Origin of the sequence: Thiocystis violacea (assembly GCF_016583565.1) — a bacterium.
GTDB classification, from domain to species: domain Bacteria; phylum Pseudomonadota; class Gammaproteobacteria; order Chromatiales; family Chromatiaceae; genus Thiorhodococcus; species Thiorhodococcus violaceus_A.
In genome coordinates this window covers 102,037-118,344 of sequence record NZ_NRRF01000001.1, presented here as the reverse complement: position 1 = coordinate 118,344, position 16,308 = coordinate 102,037, and the positions used below count along the sequence as shown (strand labels likewise).

Annotated in this window: 15 protein-coding genes, 1 tRNA gene and 1 pseudogene; 11 read left to right on the top strand and 6 right to left on the bottom strand. The window is 62.6% G+C overall.

Annotated features, from left to right (window positions below; all coding sequences use genetic code 11):
• Window positions 1–72: 72 nt before the first annotated feature.
• Window positions 73–1,599, bottom strand: a complete 1,527-nt coding sequence (locus CKO23_RS00540; RefSeq protein WP_200327788.1) for a fumarate hydratase — start codon at window positions 1,597–1,599, stop codon at window positions 73–75.
• Between the two features lie 314 nt (window positions 1,600–1,913).
• On the opposite strand from CKO23_RS00540, the gene CKO23_RS00535 reads away from it, so the two are divergent.
• The 9 genes from CKO23_RS00535 (at window position 1,914) to CKO23_RS00495 (ending at window position 9,935) form a co-directional block, all read left to right on the top strand.
• A tRNA-Val gene (locus CKO23_RS00535) sits at window positions 1,914–1,990 on the top strand.
• Window positions 1,991–2,171: 181 nt separating this feature from the next.
• Complete coding sequence (gene thrS / locus CKO23_RS00530) at window positions 2,172–4,091, top strand: threonine--tRNA ligase (protein ID WP_200327787.1); 1,920 nt, start codon at window positions 2,172–2,174, stop codon at window positions 4,089–4,091.
• 59 nt (window positions 4,092–4,150) lie between these two features.
• Window positions 4,151–4,684 carry a translation initiation factor IF-3 gene (gene infC, locus CKO23_RS00525; protein WP_200327856.1) on the top strand — a complete coding sequence of 178 codons (534 nt, stop codon included), beginning with the start codon at window positions 4,151–4,153 and terminating at the stop codon, window positions 4,682–4,684.
• Between the two features lie 153 nt (window positions 4,685–4,837).
• Complete coding sequence (rpmI, locus tag CKO23_RS00520) at window positions 4,838–5,032, top strand: 50S ribosomal protein L35 (RefSeq protein ID WP_200327786.1); 195 nt, start codon at window positions 4,838–4,840, stop codon at window positions 5,030–5,032.
• 30 nt (window positions 5,033–5,062) lie between these two features.
• Window positions 5,063–5,419, top strand: coding sequence for a 50S ribosomal protein L20 (gene rplT, locus CKO23_RS00515; protein WP_200327785.1), 357 nt, complete (start codon window positions 5,063–5,065; stop codon window positions 5,417–5,419).
• Between the two features lie 115 nt (window positions 5,420–5,534).
• Window positions 5,535–6,566, top strand: coding sequence for a phenylalanine--tRNA ligase subunit alpha (gene pheS / locus CKO23_RS00510; RefSeq protein WP_200327784.1), 1,032 nt, complete (start codon window positions 5,535–5,537; stop codon window positions 6,564–6,566).
• Between the two features lie 331 nt (window positions 6,567–6,897).
• Window positions 6,898–9,276, top strand: a complete 2,379-nt coding sequence (pheT, locus tag CKO23_RS00505; protein WP_200327783.1) for a phenylalanine--tRNA ligase subunit beta — start codon at window positions 6,898–6,900, stop codon at window positions 9,274–9,276.
• Window positions 9,277–9,280: 4 nt separating this feature from the next.
• On the top strand, window positions 9,281–9,580 hold the full coding sequence (gene ihfA / locus CKO23_RS00500; RefSeq protein ID WP_164450360.1) for an integration host factor subunit alpha: 300 nt from the start codon (window positions 9,281–9,283) through the stop codon (window positions 9,578–9,580).
• Window positions 9,561–9,935 carry a MerR family transcriptional regulator gene (locus tag CKO23_RS00495; RefSeq protein ID WP_200327782.1) on the top strand — a complete coding sequence of 125 codons (375 nt, stop codon included), beginning with the start codon at window positions 9,561–9,563 and terminating at the stop codon, window positions 9,933–9,935. Before ihfA ends, CKO23_RS00495 begins: the two co-directional genes overlap by 20 nt.
• A gap of 21 nt (window positions 9,936–9,956) precedes the next feature.
• On the opposite strand, the pseudogene CKO23_RS26865 reads toward CKO23_RS00495, so the two are convergent.
• Window positions 9,957–10,109, bottom strand: a pseudogene (locus CKO23_RS26865) (IS701 family transposase); the annotation flags it as partial.
• 809 nt (window positions 10,110–10,918) lie between these two features.
• Here CKO23_RS26865 and CKO23_RS00485 point away from each other — a divergent pair.
• Together CKO23_RS00485 and CKO23_RS25395 are read left to right on the top strand one after the other, a co-directional pair.
• Entirely contained in the window at window positions 10,919–11,404 is a 486-nt protein-coding gene (locus CKO23_RS00485; protein WP_200327781.1) for a hypothetical protein, read from the top strand.
• 155 nt (window positions 11,405–11,559) lie between these two features.
• Window positions 11,560–12,753, top strand: a complete 1,194-nt coding sequence (locus tag CKO23_RS25395) for a GNAT family N-acetyltransferase (RefSeq protein ID WP_242482126.1) — start codon at window positions 11,560–11,562, stop codon at window positions 12,751–12,753.
• A gap of 152 nt (window positions 12,754–12,905) precedes the next feature.
• Here the strand turns inward: CKO23_RS25395 and CKO23_RS00470 are convergent, their stop codons facing one another.
• The 4 genes from CKO23_RS00470 to CKO23_RS00455 all read right to left on the bottom strand — a co-directional run bounded on the left by CKO23_RS00470 (window position 12,906) and on the right by CKO23_RS00455 (window position 16,234).
• The gene (locus tag CKO23_RS00470; protein WP_200327779.1) at window positions 12,906–13,418 is read right to left on the bottom strand and encodes a lipocalin family protein; all 513 of its coding nucleotides are present in this window, start codon (window positions 13,416–13,418) and stop codon (window positions 12,906–12,908) included.
• A 360-nt stretch (window positions 13,419–13,778) separates the two neighbouring features.
• The gene (locus CKO23_RS00465; protein WP_200327778.1) at window positions 13,779–15,170 is read right to left on the bottom strand and encodes a phytoene desaturase family protein; all 1,392 of its coding nucleotides are present in this window, start codon (window positions 15,168–15,170) and stop codon (window positions 13,779–13,781) included.
• A gap of 312 nt (window positions 15,171–15,482) precedes the next feature.
• Entirely contained in the window at window positions 15,483–15,848 is a 366-nt protein-coding gene (locus CKO23_RS00460; RefSeq protein WP_200327777.1) for a transposase, read from the bottom strand.
• Window positions 15,849–16,060: 212 nt separating this feature from the next.
• Window positions 16,061–16,234, bottom strand: a complete 174-nt coding sequence (locus tag CKO23_RS00455; RefSeq protein ID WP_346014535.1) for an AbrB/MazE/SpoVT family DNA-binding domain-containing protein — start codon at window positions 16,232–16,234, stop codon at window positions 16,061–16,063.
• Window positions 16,235–16,308 lie beyond the last annotated feature (74 nt).

Genomic DNA, 16,308 nt, shown 5'->3' with positions numbered 1-16,308 from the left:
CCGTGCCCGAGGCGGCCAATGTTGACAGACACAACGCACCGTCGGACGCGCCAACTGCCAACTGCCAACTGCCTAAGGCACGACCTCGACCGGGATGAGCCCGATCTTGCTGCGCCATTTCGCGGGTCCGGTCTGGTGGACCGACTCGCCGCGGCTGTCGACCGCGACCGTGACCGGCATGTCCTCGACCTCGAATTCGCGCACGGCCTCCATCCCGAGGTCCTCGAAGGCGACCAGTCTGGAGCCCTTGATGGCCTTGGCAACCAGGTAAGCCGCGCCGCCAACGGCCATGAGGTAGACGGCGCCGTGGCGCTTGATCGCCTCGATCGCGGTCGGTCCGCGCTCGGCCTTGCCAACCATGCCGATGAGCCCGGTCTGGCTCAGCATCTGCTCGGTGAACTTGTCCATGCGTGTCGAGGTGGTGGGGCCGGCGGGGCCAACGACCTCGTCACGCACCGGATCGACCGGGCCGACGTAGTAGATGAATCGGTTGGTGAGGTCGACGCCGTCCGGCAGCGGTTCGCCCCGATTCAATAGATCGACGATCCGCTGGTGCGCGGCGTCGCGCCCGGTCAGCAGTTTGCCGGAGAGTAGCAGTCGATCGCCGGGCTGCCAGGTCGCGATCTCATCGCGCGTGACGCTATCCAGATTCACCCGCTTGGCGCTGCTGTCCGCCTCCCAGACGACGGCCGGCCAATCGTCCAGGCTGGGCGGGTCTAGCGCGACGGGGCCAGAGCCGTCGAGCGTGAATTCCAGGTGCCGGGTCGCGGCGCAGTTCGGAATCATGGCCACTGGCAGGGACGCCGCGTGGGTCGGGTAGCTGTGGATCTTGACGTCCAGCACCGTGGTCAGGCCGCCCAGCCCCTGGGCGCCGATTCCCAGCGCGTTGACCTTCTCGTACAGCTCCAGTCGCAGCGCCTCGATCGGGTCGGATGGTCCGCGCGCCTTGAGGTCATGGATGTCGATGGGCTCCATCAGCGCCTCTTTCGCCATCAGCATGGACTTCTCGGCCGAGCCGCCGATGCCGATGCCGAGCATGCCGGGCGGGCACCAGCCGGCCCCCATGGTCGGTACTGTTCGGAGCACCCAGTCCACCAGGCTGTCGGTGGGATTGAGGATGGCGAATTTGGACTTGTTCTCGGATCCGCCGCCCTTGGCCGCGAGCTTGACCTCGACCCTGTCGCCTGGCACCAGCTCGGTGTGGACGATGGCGGGGGTGTTGTCGCCCGTGTTCTTCCGCGCGCCGATCGGCGGCGAGACCATCGAGGCCCGCAGCACGTTGTCCGGATGGGTGTAGGCGCGCCGCACGCCTTCATCGACCATCGCCTGCACGCTCATCCGGGTCTCCCAGCGCACCTCCATGCCGATCTTCAGGAACACCACGACCATGCCGGTGTCCTGGCAAATCGGTCGATGCCCCTCGGCGCACAGGCGCGAGTTGTAGAGGATCTGCGCCATGGCATCGCGCGCGGCGGGCGATTCCTCGGCCTCATAGGCGGCGGCCAGGGATTGGATGTAGTCGCGCGGGTGATAGTAGGAGATGAACTGGAGGGCGTCGGCGATGCTCTGGATGAAGTCGGTCTCGCGAATGGTCGTCATAGATTCGGCTGAGTCTGTCTCTGCGGTCCAGCCAGTATAGCGATGTCGCAACGCGGAATTCGACGGTCCGGGCCGGCCCATGCGTTGGTCCGAGGCATCAGTTCCGCTGCAACTCATCCGGGGGCCGCGTCGATAGGGATGCTCGTGAATGCCAGTCGTTGGATCTCTTCTGACATCGCGATGATCGCCAAACCTCTGATCAGAAATGGTATTATCTTCTGAAACGGCGTGTCCGCGCCGTTTTTCGAAGGGAGCATCTAAAAACCGCTTGCGATCTCTGCAGCTCGACTGTAATATGCCGGGCTCCTGACGACAGGCGCGTAGCTCAGTTGGTTAGAGCACCACCTTGACATGGTGGGGGTCGTTGGTTCGAGTCCAATCGCGCCTACCAATTCCGAGCTGCCAGCCTTCAGCAATCAGCTTTCAGCAATCATCAGGCTGAGAGTCGAATGCTGAAAGCTGGCAGCTTTTTTATTGATACCGCTTCGCGCTGCGGCTTCCGGCACTCGGGGCTGCGTTGACCCGATCACGTGATCCCTCGTATCGATCACCACTGACACAAGGACCTCGACATGCCTCTGATCACGCTTCCCGACGGCTCGCAACGCCCGTTCGATCAACCCATCTCGGTTCATGAAGTCGCCGCGTCGATCGGGCCTGGCCTGGCGAAGGCGGCGCTCGCCGGTCGCGTGGATGGCCGCCTGGTCGATACCAGCTATGTCATGGACGCGGATGCGGAGCTGGCGATCATCACCAGCAGGGATGAAGCGGTCGCGCTCGAGCTGATGCGGCACGACGCCGCGCATGTCATGGCCCAGGCCGTCCAGGAGCTCTATCCAGGCACGCAGGTGACCATCGGTCCGGCCATCGAGAACGGCTTCTACTACGACTTCGCGCGTGACGAGCCCTTCACCCCGGCCGACCTCGAACGGATCGAGGCGCGCATGCACGAGATCGTCAAGCGCGACCTGCCGATCGTGCGCGAGGTGCTCGACCGCGAAGCGGCGAAGCAGATGTTCGGCGAGCTGGGTGAGCACTACAAGGTGGAGATCATCAATGACATCATCCCCGAAGGGGAAGAGGTCTCCATCTATCGCCAGGGCGACTGGTTCGATGTCTGTCGTGGTCCGCACCTGCCAAGCACCGGCAAGCTCGGCAATGGCTTCAAGCTGACCAAGCTTGCGGGCGCCTACTGGCGCGGCGACTCCAGCAACGCCATGCTCCAGCGCGTTTATGGCACGGCCTGGCGCGACAAAAAGGAGCTGAAGGCGTACCTGCATCGGCTCGAGGAGGCGGAGAAGCGCGATCACCGCCGCCTCGGCAAGCAGCTCGATCTCTTCCACTTCCAGGATGAGGCGCCGGGCATGGCCTTCTGGCATGCCAAGGGTCGGGTCATCTATCGCCTGGCCGAAGCCTACATGCGCGAGAAGCTGCAGGAATACGGCTACGAGGAGGTCGAGACGCCCCAGGTGCTGGATCGATCCTTGTGGGAGCGCTCGGGTCACTGGGAGAAGTTCGCGGACGACATGTTCACGACCCACCTGGACGATCGCGACTACGCCATCAAGCCGATGAACTGCCCAGGTCACATCCAGCTCTACAATCAAGGGCTGAAAAGCTATCGCGACCTGCCGCTGCGCATCGCGGAGTTCGGCGTCGTCCACCGCAATGAGCCATCGGGTACCTTGCACGGCCTCATGCGCGCACGCCGCTTCACGCAGGATGATGCCCATGTCTTCTGCACCGAGGCGCAGTTGCAGCCAGAGGTTGCGACCCTGATCGACATGGTCTTCGAGACCTATCGGGACTTCGGCTTCACCGAGATTGATTTGGCGCTGTCGCTGCGTCCGGAGAAGCGCGTTGGCTCCGATGAGCTGTGGGATAAGGGCGAGGCGGCGCTGGCGCAGTCTCTGACCGACAAGGGTCTGGAGTACAAGGTCAAGCCGGGCGAGGGCGCCTTCTATGGCCCCAAGATCGAGTTCACGCTGCACGATAGCATCGGGCGCGCCTGGCAGTGCGGCACCATTCAAGTGGATTTCTCCATGCCTGGGCGGCTCGGCGCGCATTACATCGCCGAGGACAACAGCAAGCAGACGCCGGTGATGATTCATCGGGCCATTCTCGGCTCGGTCGAGCGTTTCATCGGCATTCTGATCGAGCACTACGCGGGTTTGCTGCCGGTTTGGCTGTCGCCGGTTCAGGTGGTCGTGCTCAATATCACGGATCGTCAGGCGGACTTCGTTCGAGAGGTCACTAAGACGTTGCGCGACAAGGGCTTCCGGGCCGAGATGGACTTGAGAAACGAGAAGATCGGCTTTAAAATCCGCGAGCACACCTTGCAGAGGGTGCCCTACTTGCTCGTGATTGGTGACCGTGAAGTCGAAACGCGATCCATTGCTGCTCGCGACCGCCATGGCCAGGATCTCGGCACATTCGAGCTCGGTGCCTTCATCGACCGGCTGACCGAAGAGGTCACGAACCGAATCCACTAACGTACGGTTAGGCGAGTTGGCTCGTACCCGCGCCGACTCTGCCGATATTTTTTGTGTTTTTGGAGGAGCCTGCTATCGCCGCACCAAAGAGAAACCGCGTCAACAGAGAGATCAATGTGCCGGAAGTCCGGCTCATCGGCGCGGACGGAAATCAAGTTGGGGTCGTCAATACGCGCGAAGCGATAGAGATGGCCGATGAGGCTGCATTAGACCTCGTCGAGATCGTCCCTACGTCGGACCCACCGGTTTGTCGGTTGATGGATTATGGTCGGTTTCTCTTCGACCAGAAGAAGAAGAAGAACGAGGCCAAGAAGAAGCAGAAGCAGGTTCAGCTCAAGGAAGTGAAGTTTCGCCCAGGGACGGATGAAGGAGACTATCAGGTCAAACTACGCAACCTGACCCGTTTCCTACATGAAGGGGATAAGGCCAAAGTCACCATGCGTTTTCGCGGCCGTGAGCATGCTCACCGCGAACTTGGTCTCGAGTTGTTGAGACGTGTGGAAAATGATTTGTCCGAATTCAGCATCGTGGAGCAGCAGCCGCTGATGGAAGGGCGGCAGATGGTCATGGTGCTCGGCCCCAAAAAGAAATAGCGACAATCGAACGCCGGCCTCGGGGCGATTCCCACTGAGAGAGGTCAGGCAGACACCGGGCGCCGCTGGCGCCCGCTGTCTTCCTGGCGCAAGCGGGAGGCCGGCCGAAGTCGCTCGACATCAGATCAGCAAATAGCGGAGTAATTGAGTCCAATGCCTAAGCTGAAATCCAATCGCGGAGCCGCGAAACGCTTCAAGCGTACCGCCTCCGGTGTCAAGTGCAACGCGTCGCATCGACGTCACATCCTGACCAAGAAGAGCACCAAGCGGAAGCGCCAGCTGCGCTCCTCCAAGCTCATTCACAAGTCGGACGTGCGCTCTGCGCTTCGCATGATCCCTTATTGCTAGTTGCCCTTGAGCCAAACCGGAGACTTATAGATGCCTAGAGTGAAACGTGGCGTAACCGCCCACGCCCGCCACAAGAAGGTCTTGGATGAAGCCAAGGGCTATTATGGCGCCAGGAGCAAGGTTTATCGCGTCGCCAAGCAGGCCGTCATCAAGGCTGGCCAGTACGCCTATCGCGACCGCCGCCAGAAGAAACGGCAGTTCCGCGCGCTGTGGATTGCGCGTATCAACGCGGCGGCCCGCGAGAACGGTCTCTCCTACAGCCGTCTCATCGCTGGCCTGAAGAAGGCGGGTGTCGAGGTCGATCGCAAGATGCTGGCCGATATCGCCTTCCACGACAGCGTGGCCTTCGCGGCGATCGCGACGCAGGCGAAGTCAGCCCTGGCCTGATCCACCGCCGTCCCGTCCGCGTCCGCTGTCGACCGAGAGGGAAAGGCCATGGTCTTTCCCTCTCTTCGTTTGGGCCGGGCGCTTGGAGTTCCATTCCAGCCGGAAGACTCATCGCATGGCCGAACACAACGAGCTTGGGCTCGACTCCTTGCAAGAGGCCGCCATCGCGGCCATCGCCGGTGCCGCCGATCTGGCGGGACTCGACCAGGTGCGGGTGCGCTATCTGGGCAAGAGCGGCGAACTGACCGCGCTGCTCAAGCAGCTCGGGACGCTGCCCGCCGCCGAGCGTCCCGCCGCCGGGCAGGCGATCAACCAGGCCAAGGTGGCCGTGCAGCAGGCGATCGACGCGCGTAAGGCGACCCTGGAAGAGGCCGTTTTGGCGGCGCGCCTCTCGGCCGAGCGGATCGATGTGACGCTGCCAGGGCGTGGACAGCGCCCCGGGGGCCTGCATCCGATTACCCGCGCCCTTCGCCGCATCGAGCGCCTCTTCGCCAATGCCGGCTTCGCCGTGGTCGAGGGGCCCGAGGTCGAGGACGCCTACCACAACTTCGAGGCGCTCAACATCCCCGAGCACCATCCCGCGCGGGCGATGCACGACACCTTCTATTTCGATACGGATCGGCTGCTGCGTACCCATACCTCGCCGGTGCAGATCCGCGTGATGGAAGAGCAGTCCCCGCCGCTCAAGATCATCGCGCCCGGCCGGGTCTATCGCTGCGACTCGGATCTGACGCACACCCCGATGTTCCATCAGGTCGAGGGCCTGCTCGTCGACGAGCAAGTCAGCTTCGCCGATCTCAAGGGAGTGCTCTACGACTTCCTGACCAACTTCTTCGAGCGTGACCTCAAGCTGCGCTTCCGCCCGTCGTACTTCCCCTTCACCGAACCCTCGGCGGAGGTCGACATCCAGTGCGTCATGTGCGACGGCAACGGCTGCCGCGTCTGCAAACAGACCGGTTGGCTGGAGGTGCTGGGCTGCGGCATGGTCTACCCGGAGGTCTTTCGCCATGTCGGCATCGACCCGGAACGCTATCTCGGCTACGCCTTCGGGATGGGCGTCGAGCGCTTGGCCATGCTGCGCTACGGCATCGACGACATTCGCCTCAATTTCGACAATGATCTGAGGTATCTGCGGCAGTTCGCCTGAGCGTCGCCCTGATCCGCCGAGCGGGATCGTCGCGCTATCGAGGCGTAAAGGATGCACGGCAGGCCGTCTTGCGCGGGCGCGATCCGCCGAACGTCGTCGCTGCCGCTTGCCGCCACGTCAAGCGCTTGACGGCATCGACGCCTGTTGGGCAGCCAGGTTCAAGAACAGCACGCGTGGACCACTGGCTTCGGCGTGATCGAGCCGCAGGTGGGCTGCTCGCGCGGGTGAGCAATCGAGCGGACGGTCGATCCGCTCAATCTGACGACAGAGATTTTCACAGCGGCTTTAGCCCCTCTCGAGGTGTCGAGGCCAAGACATAGGAAAGCGGGACATGCGATTCAGTGAGGCTTGGCTGCGTGAGTGGGTGAACCCGCCGGTCGATACCCGGCAATTGGCCGATCAGCTCAGCATGGCGGGTCTTGAAGTGGATGCGGTCGAGCCCGCGGCTCCCGCCTTCACGGGCGTGACCATCGGTCTGGTGCAGCGCATCCTGCCCCATCCGGACGCGGCAAAGCTGCGCATCTGCAGCGTTGATGTCGGGCAAGGTGACCCGCTCCAGATCATCTGCGGCGCGGCCAACGTGGCGGAAGGCATGCGGGTGCCGGTCGCGACCCTCGGCGCCGTGCTGCCGGGCGACTTCAAGATCAAGCGGGCCAAGCTGCGCGGAGTTGAGTCGTTCGGCATGATCTGCTCGGCGAGCGAGCTGGGTTTGGCGGAGTCCTCCGAGGGAATCCTGCCGTTGCCGGCGGACGCGCCGATTGGCGAAGACATTCGGCAGTGGCTGCGTCTCGACGATCATTGCATCGAGGTGGATCTCACGCCCGATCGTAGCGACTGCCTGGGCCTCGCCGGGCTGGCGCGCGAGGTGGCGGTCATCAACCGCGTCGCGCTGACGGCTCCCGTGATCGAGCCGGTTTTGCCGACGTCTGATGCGCGCTTCGAGGTCACACTCCTGGCCCCGGATGCATGTCCGCGCTATCTCTGCCGCGTTGTCCGCAACATCGATGCGGGCGCCGCGACGCCGATCTGGATGCAGGAGCGGCTGCGCCGCAGCGGCCTGCGCTCGATCAGCCCGGTCGTGGACGTGACCAACTATGTGCTCCTTGAGCTTGGTCAGCCGATGCACGGCTTCGACCTCGCCAAGCTCGCGGGCGAGATTCGCGTCCGCATGGCGGAGGAGGGCGAGCGGCTCGCACTCCTCAACGGCGAGGAAGCGACGCTGCGCGCCGACACGCTGGTCATCGCGGACGCCACGAAAGCTGTCGCGCTGGCGGGCATCATGGGCGGCGCGGCGACAGCCGTGGGCGAGGAGACGCGCGACATCCTCTTCGAGAGCGCCTTCTTCGCCCCGGTCGCCGTGAGCGGTCAGGCGCGCAGTTACGGACTGCACACCGACTCCTCGCACCGTTTCGAGCGCGGCGTGGATCCGCAGCTCCAAGCAATGGCGATGGAGCGAGCGACGCGCCTGCTGCTGGATATCGCGGGCGGTGAGCCGGGGCCGGTGGTCGAGGTCAGCTCGCAGGCACATCTACCGGTGCGCGAGTCGCTGCATTTGCGCGAGCGGCGTGTGGCAGAGATTCTCGGCCTCACCCTGCCCGCGGAGACGATTGCCGATATCCTCCAACGGCTCGGGATGGCCGTGGAGCGTCTCGACGACGGCTGGCGCGTGACCCCTCCGAGTGCGCGCTTCGATCTGGTGCGCGAGGTCGATCTCATCGCCGACATCGGGCGCATCCACGGCTACGACGCTATTCCTATCACCCACGCCAATGCGGCTTCCGCAACCAAGGCGGCTGCGGAGACGGCCTTCGATCTGGACCGTGCCCGGCTTGCACTCGTCGATCGCGGCTTCAATGAGGTCATCACCTATAGCTTCGTGAGCCCTGAGATGCAGGCCCTGGTCGAGCCGGACGCGCAGACGCTCAGGCTGACCAACCCCTTGAGCTCCGAGCTCTCGACCATGCGGACGAGTCTCTGGCCCGGATTGTTGCAGGCGGCCAGCTACAACCAGTCACGTCAGGAGGAGCGCATCCGCGTCTTCGAGTCGGGCTTGCGCTTCAGGATCACCGAGGATGGGCTGCAGCAGACTCCAGGGATAGGTGGCCTGGTCTTGGGGTCGCGACTGCCGGAGCAGTGGGGCGCGCAGGCGGCGGCGGTGAACTTCTACGACCTCAAGGCCGATGTCGAGGCGTTGCTCGCACTCACTGGCAACGCGGACGGATTCAGCTTCGTTCCCGCGACGCATGCGGCATTGCACCCCGGCCAGACTGCCAGCATCGAGCTGGCGGGCCAGCGCGTCGGCATCATGGGGATGTTGCACCCATCGATCGGCAAGAAGCTCGATCTCGACGGGGACATCTTCCTCTTCGAACTGGACATTGCGCCCATCGCGACGGGTGTCTTGCCGCGCTTCGAGAAGATCTCGCGCTTCCCCAGCATCCGACGCGACATTGCACTGGTGGTGGATGAGTCGGTGAGCTACGAGGCCATCTCGCGCTGCGTGCGTTCCGCGGTGCCGGAGATGCTGAAGAGCATCGTTCTCTTCGATGTCTACCGAGGCGAGAACATCGAGATTGGACGAAAAAGTTTGGCTTTAGGATTGATTTTACAGTCTTCTTCTCAGACACTTGAAGACAACATGATTGAAACCATGGTGGGGCGTGTCCTGGAAAGCCTTGCCACTGAACTTGGCGCGAGATTGAGGGATTGAAGGTATGGCGTTGACCAAAGCCGAAATGGCTGAGCATCTGTTCGATCAGCTTGGGCTGAACAAGCGCGAAGCGAAAGATATCGTTGAGATGTTCTTCGAAGAGATCCGCACGGCCTTGGAGCGCGGTGAGCAGGTCAAGCTGTCTGGCTTTGGAAACTTCGATCTACGCGAAAAGAAGGAGCGTCCAGGCCGTAATCCCAAGACGGGCGAAGAGATCCCCATCACCGCCCGCCGCGTCGTCACCTTCCGTCCTGGCCAGAAGCTCAAATCACGGGTAGAGGCCTATGCTGGAACCCACCGATAGCGTTGAGGGTGTCGGAGACGGCGAACTCCCGCCGATCCCCGGCAAACGCTATTTCACCATCGGTGAGGTGAGCGAGCTGTGCGGCGTCAAGCCGCACGTGCTGAGATATTGGGAGCAGGAATTCCCACAGCTCAACCCGGTGAAGCGCCGCGGCAACCGCCGCTACTACCAGCGCCACGACGTCCTCATGGTGCGTCAAATTCGCAGTCTGCTCTACGACCAGGGGTTCACCATCGGTGGTGCCCGCCAGCAGCTCAGTGGCGAGGGCGCAAAGCACGACTTGAATCAGACTCATCAGATTCTCCGTCAAATGCGTCTAGAGCTTGAAGAAATTCTTCAGGTTCTCCGGCGTTGACCTCGTCACTTATCACTGATGTTACGCCGCCGCCTTCAGGCGCCTGAGTTCGCCGAAGACATGCTGAAGCGCCTCGACATAGAGCTTCGCGCGTGGCGCGAAGTGGTTGAGCTTGTGGACCCGCTTGAGGCATTCGAGCTTGAAGACAGCGCAGATCGATAGGAACACATGAAGCGCCGCCGAGGGATAGAACCGGTCTGCCGACAGCAGCACGCGTGCTCCGCACGGCAGCCAGGCCAGAATCTGCTCCAAGACCGCCCGTTGGCCCGCAAACCCGATATTGGCGGCCCCTTCCTCGGCCCGCCACGCCAGTGGTAACGCGCGATCGCCAACCCGCAACGCCACCATCAGCAGCGCCATTCGATCCCCCCAAATCGGTCTGATCCAGACTCAACAAGACGGTCTGGCCTTGGTCTGAGTGATGGTTTCTGCCGGGTGACGCTGCGCTCACTCGACCGACCTGCCGGGTTCGAAGCGCGGGAACGAGCACCCGGAGGGGAGCCCGGCTTGCGGGCTCAATCGATCAAGCACATGATCAAGACCGACTTCACCCAGTCGGTCGAGGATGCCGTGGACCAGTACCGCTTCGACCGCGAGCCTAAGAGTCTGTTCAGAAAGTTTATCTAATGAAATTAGATTGTTGCAGTTTGACCTACCCATGAAATTTAGTTAAAAGCCGATTTTCGTCCCGTTTTGTGCTCCCATGTTTGAAAAAACATATGCAATTCAACATGGACTTTATGAACAGACTCTAAGCCCAAGGGGCAGGGCACGGCAGAGCCGCTGCTGTCCTTTCCCAGCGGGGCCTTGGTCCACTTCGCCGTCAGCAACTCCCATGTGCGCATGACGACCCGGTTGCAGGGCGCAACGACACGCTTTCTGCCCTTCGACCAGGACGATCACGGAGCCGCCGGCAACCCGGTCAATCCGAACGGGCACCGCACCGCCTACCTTTGGGAGATTTCGGGAGAGATCGGGAAGGCGTGGATCTCTCCAAGGTCACGCTGACCCACCATGCCCTGCGCAACCAGGGCAAGCGCAACCTCAAGTTGAGCGACGGCGAGACGCTCCAGCCCATGACCGAGACGGGCGGCGGTGATGTCCACGAGAAGGAGCGCGCGCTGCTCGGCGCCATCATCGCGGCGGTCAACGACCTCTTCGAGGGCGAGCTGACCGCGGAGGATAAGCTCGTCTACGTCAACGAGGTGCTCAAGACCAAGCTCCTGGAGTCCGGGATCCTGGTCCAGCAGGCCGCGAGCAATACCAAGGAGCAGTTCGCAAGCTCACCCGATCTGGATCAGGAAGTGCTCAACGCCATCATGGACGCGCTCGCCGCGCACTCGACCATGAGCAAGCAGGCGCTGGACTCAGAACGGGTAAGGCAGGGGCTCAAGGAGATTCTGCTGGGGCCAGGACAGCTCTACGAGCTGCTGAAGGCACAGGTCGAGGGCAGCTCGGCGACCGCGTGATTCGCCCACTCTGCGGCATTCGAATCGATCGGGTCTGCGATGAGATGGTTCGAGCCATTAACGGGCGATCGCGGGACCGCGCGTGTTCTTCAGGTTGACGCCGTGCAATCTGGCCTTTCTCAACCCGGACTCCGGTCCGTTGGAGGGGGAGTTCCATGTTGTGCGACCATGATCGTAAAGCCTTCTCGGACCTGCTCGATGAGGTCGGCGAGACCTACGGGCAGAGCGTGCCGGTGCGGCTCAAGCAGACCTGGTGGCGCCTGCTCGCCGAGCGCCTGGATCTTGCGACCCTGCGCCAGGTCCTGGATGGCCACCTGCTGGACGCCGAGCGCGGTCGTGACTTCCCGCGCCCGAGCGACGTCATTGCGATGCTGGAGCGTGCTGGCGATCGACACCTTCGACGAGGCCGCCAGTGTCTGCGTCACCGAGGAGATCCTGCTCACCGCGTCGGCGCGCGCATGGCCTTAAAAGGCGCCTATGAGCGCCTGGTGGCCGAGCGGCGCCGGCAGGGGCAGCCGCCCCAGTGGCGGCTCTCGCTCGGTTGGGATCCCCGGCAGCGGACCGAGGTCGCCCAGCGTGCGGTGGCCGCCGGACGACGCGAGCACCCCGAAACGGCTGACCGGGACCGTTGTGGCCCTGCCGCAGATCGCGCAATGCAAGCGGACCGCTGCCAGGGAGGTCGAGCACCTTCGCGCCAGCCGAGGCGCTCCATGAGCCTCTGCCTGACGGCTCCAGGGAGCGATGCTTGGCTCCAAGGCAGATCGCGTCCAACGACCACTACCGATGAGGACACGGCCATGCCCCCTGAGCCAACCATGCGCGTCATGACCCGCCCGGAATTGGACACCCTGGTGGACTGGACTGCCGCCGAGGGCTGGAATCCCGGTCTCAACGATGTCCAGATATTCTGGGACACCGACCCCGAGGGCTTCATTGCCGCTGAGCACGACGGCGCGCTGATCGGCGGCGGCTCCATCGTCGCCGATGCAGGACGCTTCGGCTTCATGGGCTTCTTCATCGTCCGCGCGGACCACCGCAGCCAGGGGCTGGGTCGTCAGCTCCGGCAGACCCGTCGTGACCGACTCATCGCGCGGCTTCAGGCACCGGCCGTCATCCGCCCCTGCCAGCAAGGGTTCAAGATCGGTCCGCTGTTCGCCGATAACGCCGAGGCCCTGTGCCGCGGCCTCGCCGAGCACACCCTGCTCAACGGCGATGACGGCTCAGAGGATGACCTGCCCGAACTCCCCGGCCTGCAGCGTCGTCTTGGACAGCGCCACGACAGCACCGAGAGTCTCTGCGACGATGGTGTCCGCGTCGACTTCTGGCGCTTGCTGCGCCTGTTCGAGTAGCGCCGTCTCCCGCTCACCGCCGTCCAGCGGTTCGGCCCGCACGGTGTCCTTTGATCACGCACTCTGGTCAGAGGGCGCCAGATGGACATCCTGATGCGGCGGCTGTCGCGTCGTGCTGCCCTGGGGATGGCAAACACCCCCAGCGCGGCAGTTCAACCCGCGACGCCTTGCGGCGTGGGTCTGACGCGCGCGGCGTCATAGCCCTGTGCCGCGGCGATCGCCATCGCCCGCTCGTATTCGGCAGGGTCCAGGCGCGGCGTGCGTGCGATCAGCCACAGACGCCGTCGGCTCGGCGTGCCCGTCAGCGCCCATCGATACTCAGGGTCGAGCCCGATAACCCAAAGATCCCCCCGAATGAGATTGAAAAACGTCAGCACCAGCTTCGAGCCGCCCGCGTTCGCGGGTCGGACCATCCCGTTCACCTCGGTGCGCCGCATGCCCGCGTTGGCATTGTAGGAGACCGTTTGAACGCCGAGGCGGCCGTCGGGCCGCTTGGCATAGGTGGCGGTGACGTCCACGGCGCGCTGCCAGAACCCGTCCGCCTCGAGGTTTGGCAGCCTCGCGACTTCGAACCAGGTTCCCAAGAGCCGATCGAGGTCGAGCTGCGCCACGGTCGCGGGCGGATGCCGGGAGGCTGCAGAGCCGCCCGGGAGTGCGTTGCGCAAGGCCAAAACGATGTCTTTGATCATAAGTTTGCAGGTGGGCGCGCATGGCGCGGAAGCAAGCACCTGCGGTGGGACACTCTCGATGGAGCACGCGCCAGACGCGCGACCGAATCCACCCCTAGGCTCCCGCCGCAGCCGAGCGCCACCCGGATGGTGTGTCGTGGCAAGAGCCCCTGACCGCTCTCCAGTTGAATCGGCTGACCCGGGCGATCTACCCTTGTGAACACCCCAGAGCGCGCGTTGCGCCGAGGGCGGTCGCAGAGTCAGGATGGCGGGCACCGTCCTGAGGTGGCCGTCGAGGTGGTGACTGGAGCCTCACTCCCAGAACTCGAAACAGGAGTAAACAGACGAGCGCTCTGCTCATGCGCGCTTCAAGAGGTCGACTGCAAACTTCCCTGATCGGATCACAAGAGGTACGCCGCTTCCCGGCTGAACGGTCGCACCCGCGTAGTACAGATTCTTGATGTCTTTGTCCTTGTTATATTCTCTGAATCCCACGAAGGGATTATGCAGGCCTGAAAGCCCGAAGACAGAGCCACCCGTATTGTTGAAACGCGACTCGAAATCGTCGGGTGCAATGATCTTCTTCGCCGCTGGACGGATCGTCTCGCCTGTCATTCGCTCGATCTGCTTCAGTGCATTTTCGAAGACGCGTTCCTTGTCGGACCAATCATGCGCCTGTGTGCTGGGAAGCACTCCGACGATCAATAGGTTCTCGCATCCGTTCGGCGCACAGTCACTGTCCGTCTTTGAGGCGCTACACAGGTAGAGCGGATACTCATCCGGGACCTTTCCCTCATCGATCGAGCGGTGTGCCGCCGGATACTCCTTGGGTATGAGAAACGTATGATGTGTGAACGGGAGTCTTCTGTCGACGGCGACAGCGGCGGCGAAGTACGCATGTGCCGCTTTCTTGTGGGACGTCCTTCCGAGGAGAGATTGGATATGTTGGAAGTCGGCCGTGCAGATGAAGGCATCCGCGGTGTGACCATCGCCGACACTCACCACTCGATGCTCTTCGGTCTTGATGCGTTCGACCTCCGAGTCAAACACAAACTCCACCCCCATCTCCAAGGCGCCCCGATACAACCGATCAGCAATGGCGTAGATGCCGCCCTTGGGGTAGTGGATACCGTCCTGCAGCATGAGAAAGGGGACGAAAACGGCGATTGCAGGAGACTTTTGGATCAGGTGCTCGGTATAGGATGGATAGGTTGACAGCAGGGCGCGAAGGACGTCACTTTTGAAGTGCTTACTCGCATATTCCGAGGCGCTTAGACGCGGATCGATGATGCTTGCGACTCTCAGAAGACGTGGATTCATGAGGCCAAGCAGACCTTTGACGGGCCTTTGGAACAACGATGCCCGGATGTCCGCGATGACCGTCTCCATTTTTCGCGCGATCGTCGAGAAATTGTCCGCATCGTCCGGGGCGAGGCGTTGCACCATCTCCAGGGCGGAGTGCGTCTCGATGGTCCAGCTTTGATGCTCGAGCCAGACCGAGAAGAGTGGTGAGACCGCTTGGAATTCGAGCGGCTCCTGCCCAGCGAGCCGGAGGACCTCATCGATGATCCAGGTCTCGATGATCATGGACGGTCCCATGTCAAATGAAAAACCCTCGTGTTCCCATTGCCACAGCTTTCCACCGGGCAATGAATTTTTTTCGATGACTTGGACCTCGTATCCCTCAGCGCGCGCATAGATGGCGGCGCTGAGGCCGGCTAAGCCAGCGCCGACGATGATGACTTTCATGCGTTCTCCTCCAGATGTGTCGTGCCTGAACGGTAGCGATGTTCGCGTCGTGGCGAAGGCTTATTGGCCCGCGCGACCAGATAGGACTGACATGGTGGCGCTCGACGCGCTCGATAGCGAGCGAGCGCAAGGGGATCGAAAACGGGCGGATGCTGTACGACGTCGTCGATGTCCACCGGCCTTCCTCGGCGCCATCGTCGTGGAACTCTCGCGTCTGCCGTTCATGCTGAGCCGGATTAACCTGGTCGACCCGGACGCGCTTCGGCGGCCTGTCCGGTCACCACACCCGCTTCACGAGGGCAACGCCATGCATCAGCCGAACCCCATCAACATCCGCATCGATGCCACGCGCTTCGCTGGCATACTGGGTCTTGACGCTTTGTGCGAATCGACAATGCCGTAGCTTGGACTCGGCGAACGATCACTTTTTTCGCGATGGACCCGGATCAGATCATCCAAGGCGGCCTCCCACACCCCGCGCTTGTTCCAGCGACTGAAGTGGTCGTAAACCGTCTTCCAATTGGGAAAATCGTTCGGCAACAAGCGCCACTGACACCCCGATTTCACGACGTACAAAATGGCGTCGACAATCAATTTGCGCGGATGATCGGGGGCTCGACCGCGCCGATCGCGCGGCAGGAAAAAGTGTTGGATCAGGTCCCATTCGGTCTCCGTCAAATCACTCGGATATCCCATGGCTTGGCTATGCCCCCCAAGAAATCCGCCATCATACACGAATTATTTACGGACGGCTTCCAACAGCATCCGCTAACATATTGATGCGATTGCCCTTGGGGTGTCGTGACTGCGCCTTGCGGCTCGCGGATCAGCGCCGAAAGGATCTTTGTGTCGAGGAGATAGCGCCGTTCAGACATGAGCGTACAGGATGGCTAGAGCGCAATGTCGTCGAGCGGCGGGAGCCCTTCGTCGATGTCCGGCAGGGTCTCATCAAGGGGCTTCCAGCCGATAAGCAGCGTCGCGAGATCGGCTCGGCGTGTGATGGCCTCAATGATCAGCCGCTCGCCGTCAAGGCGAATCACCGCATCGTCGGTATCCAGCTCCAAGTCGCGCGGAATCCGCAGCGCTTGATTGCGACCAGTGCGAAAGGGACGAGCATGACGTTCCGATTGCATGTGGA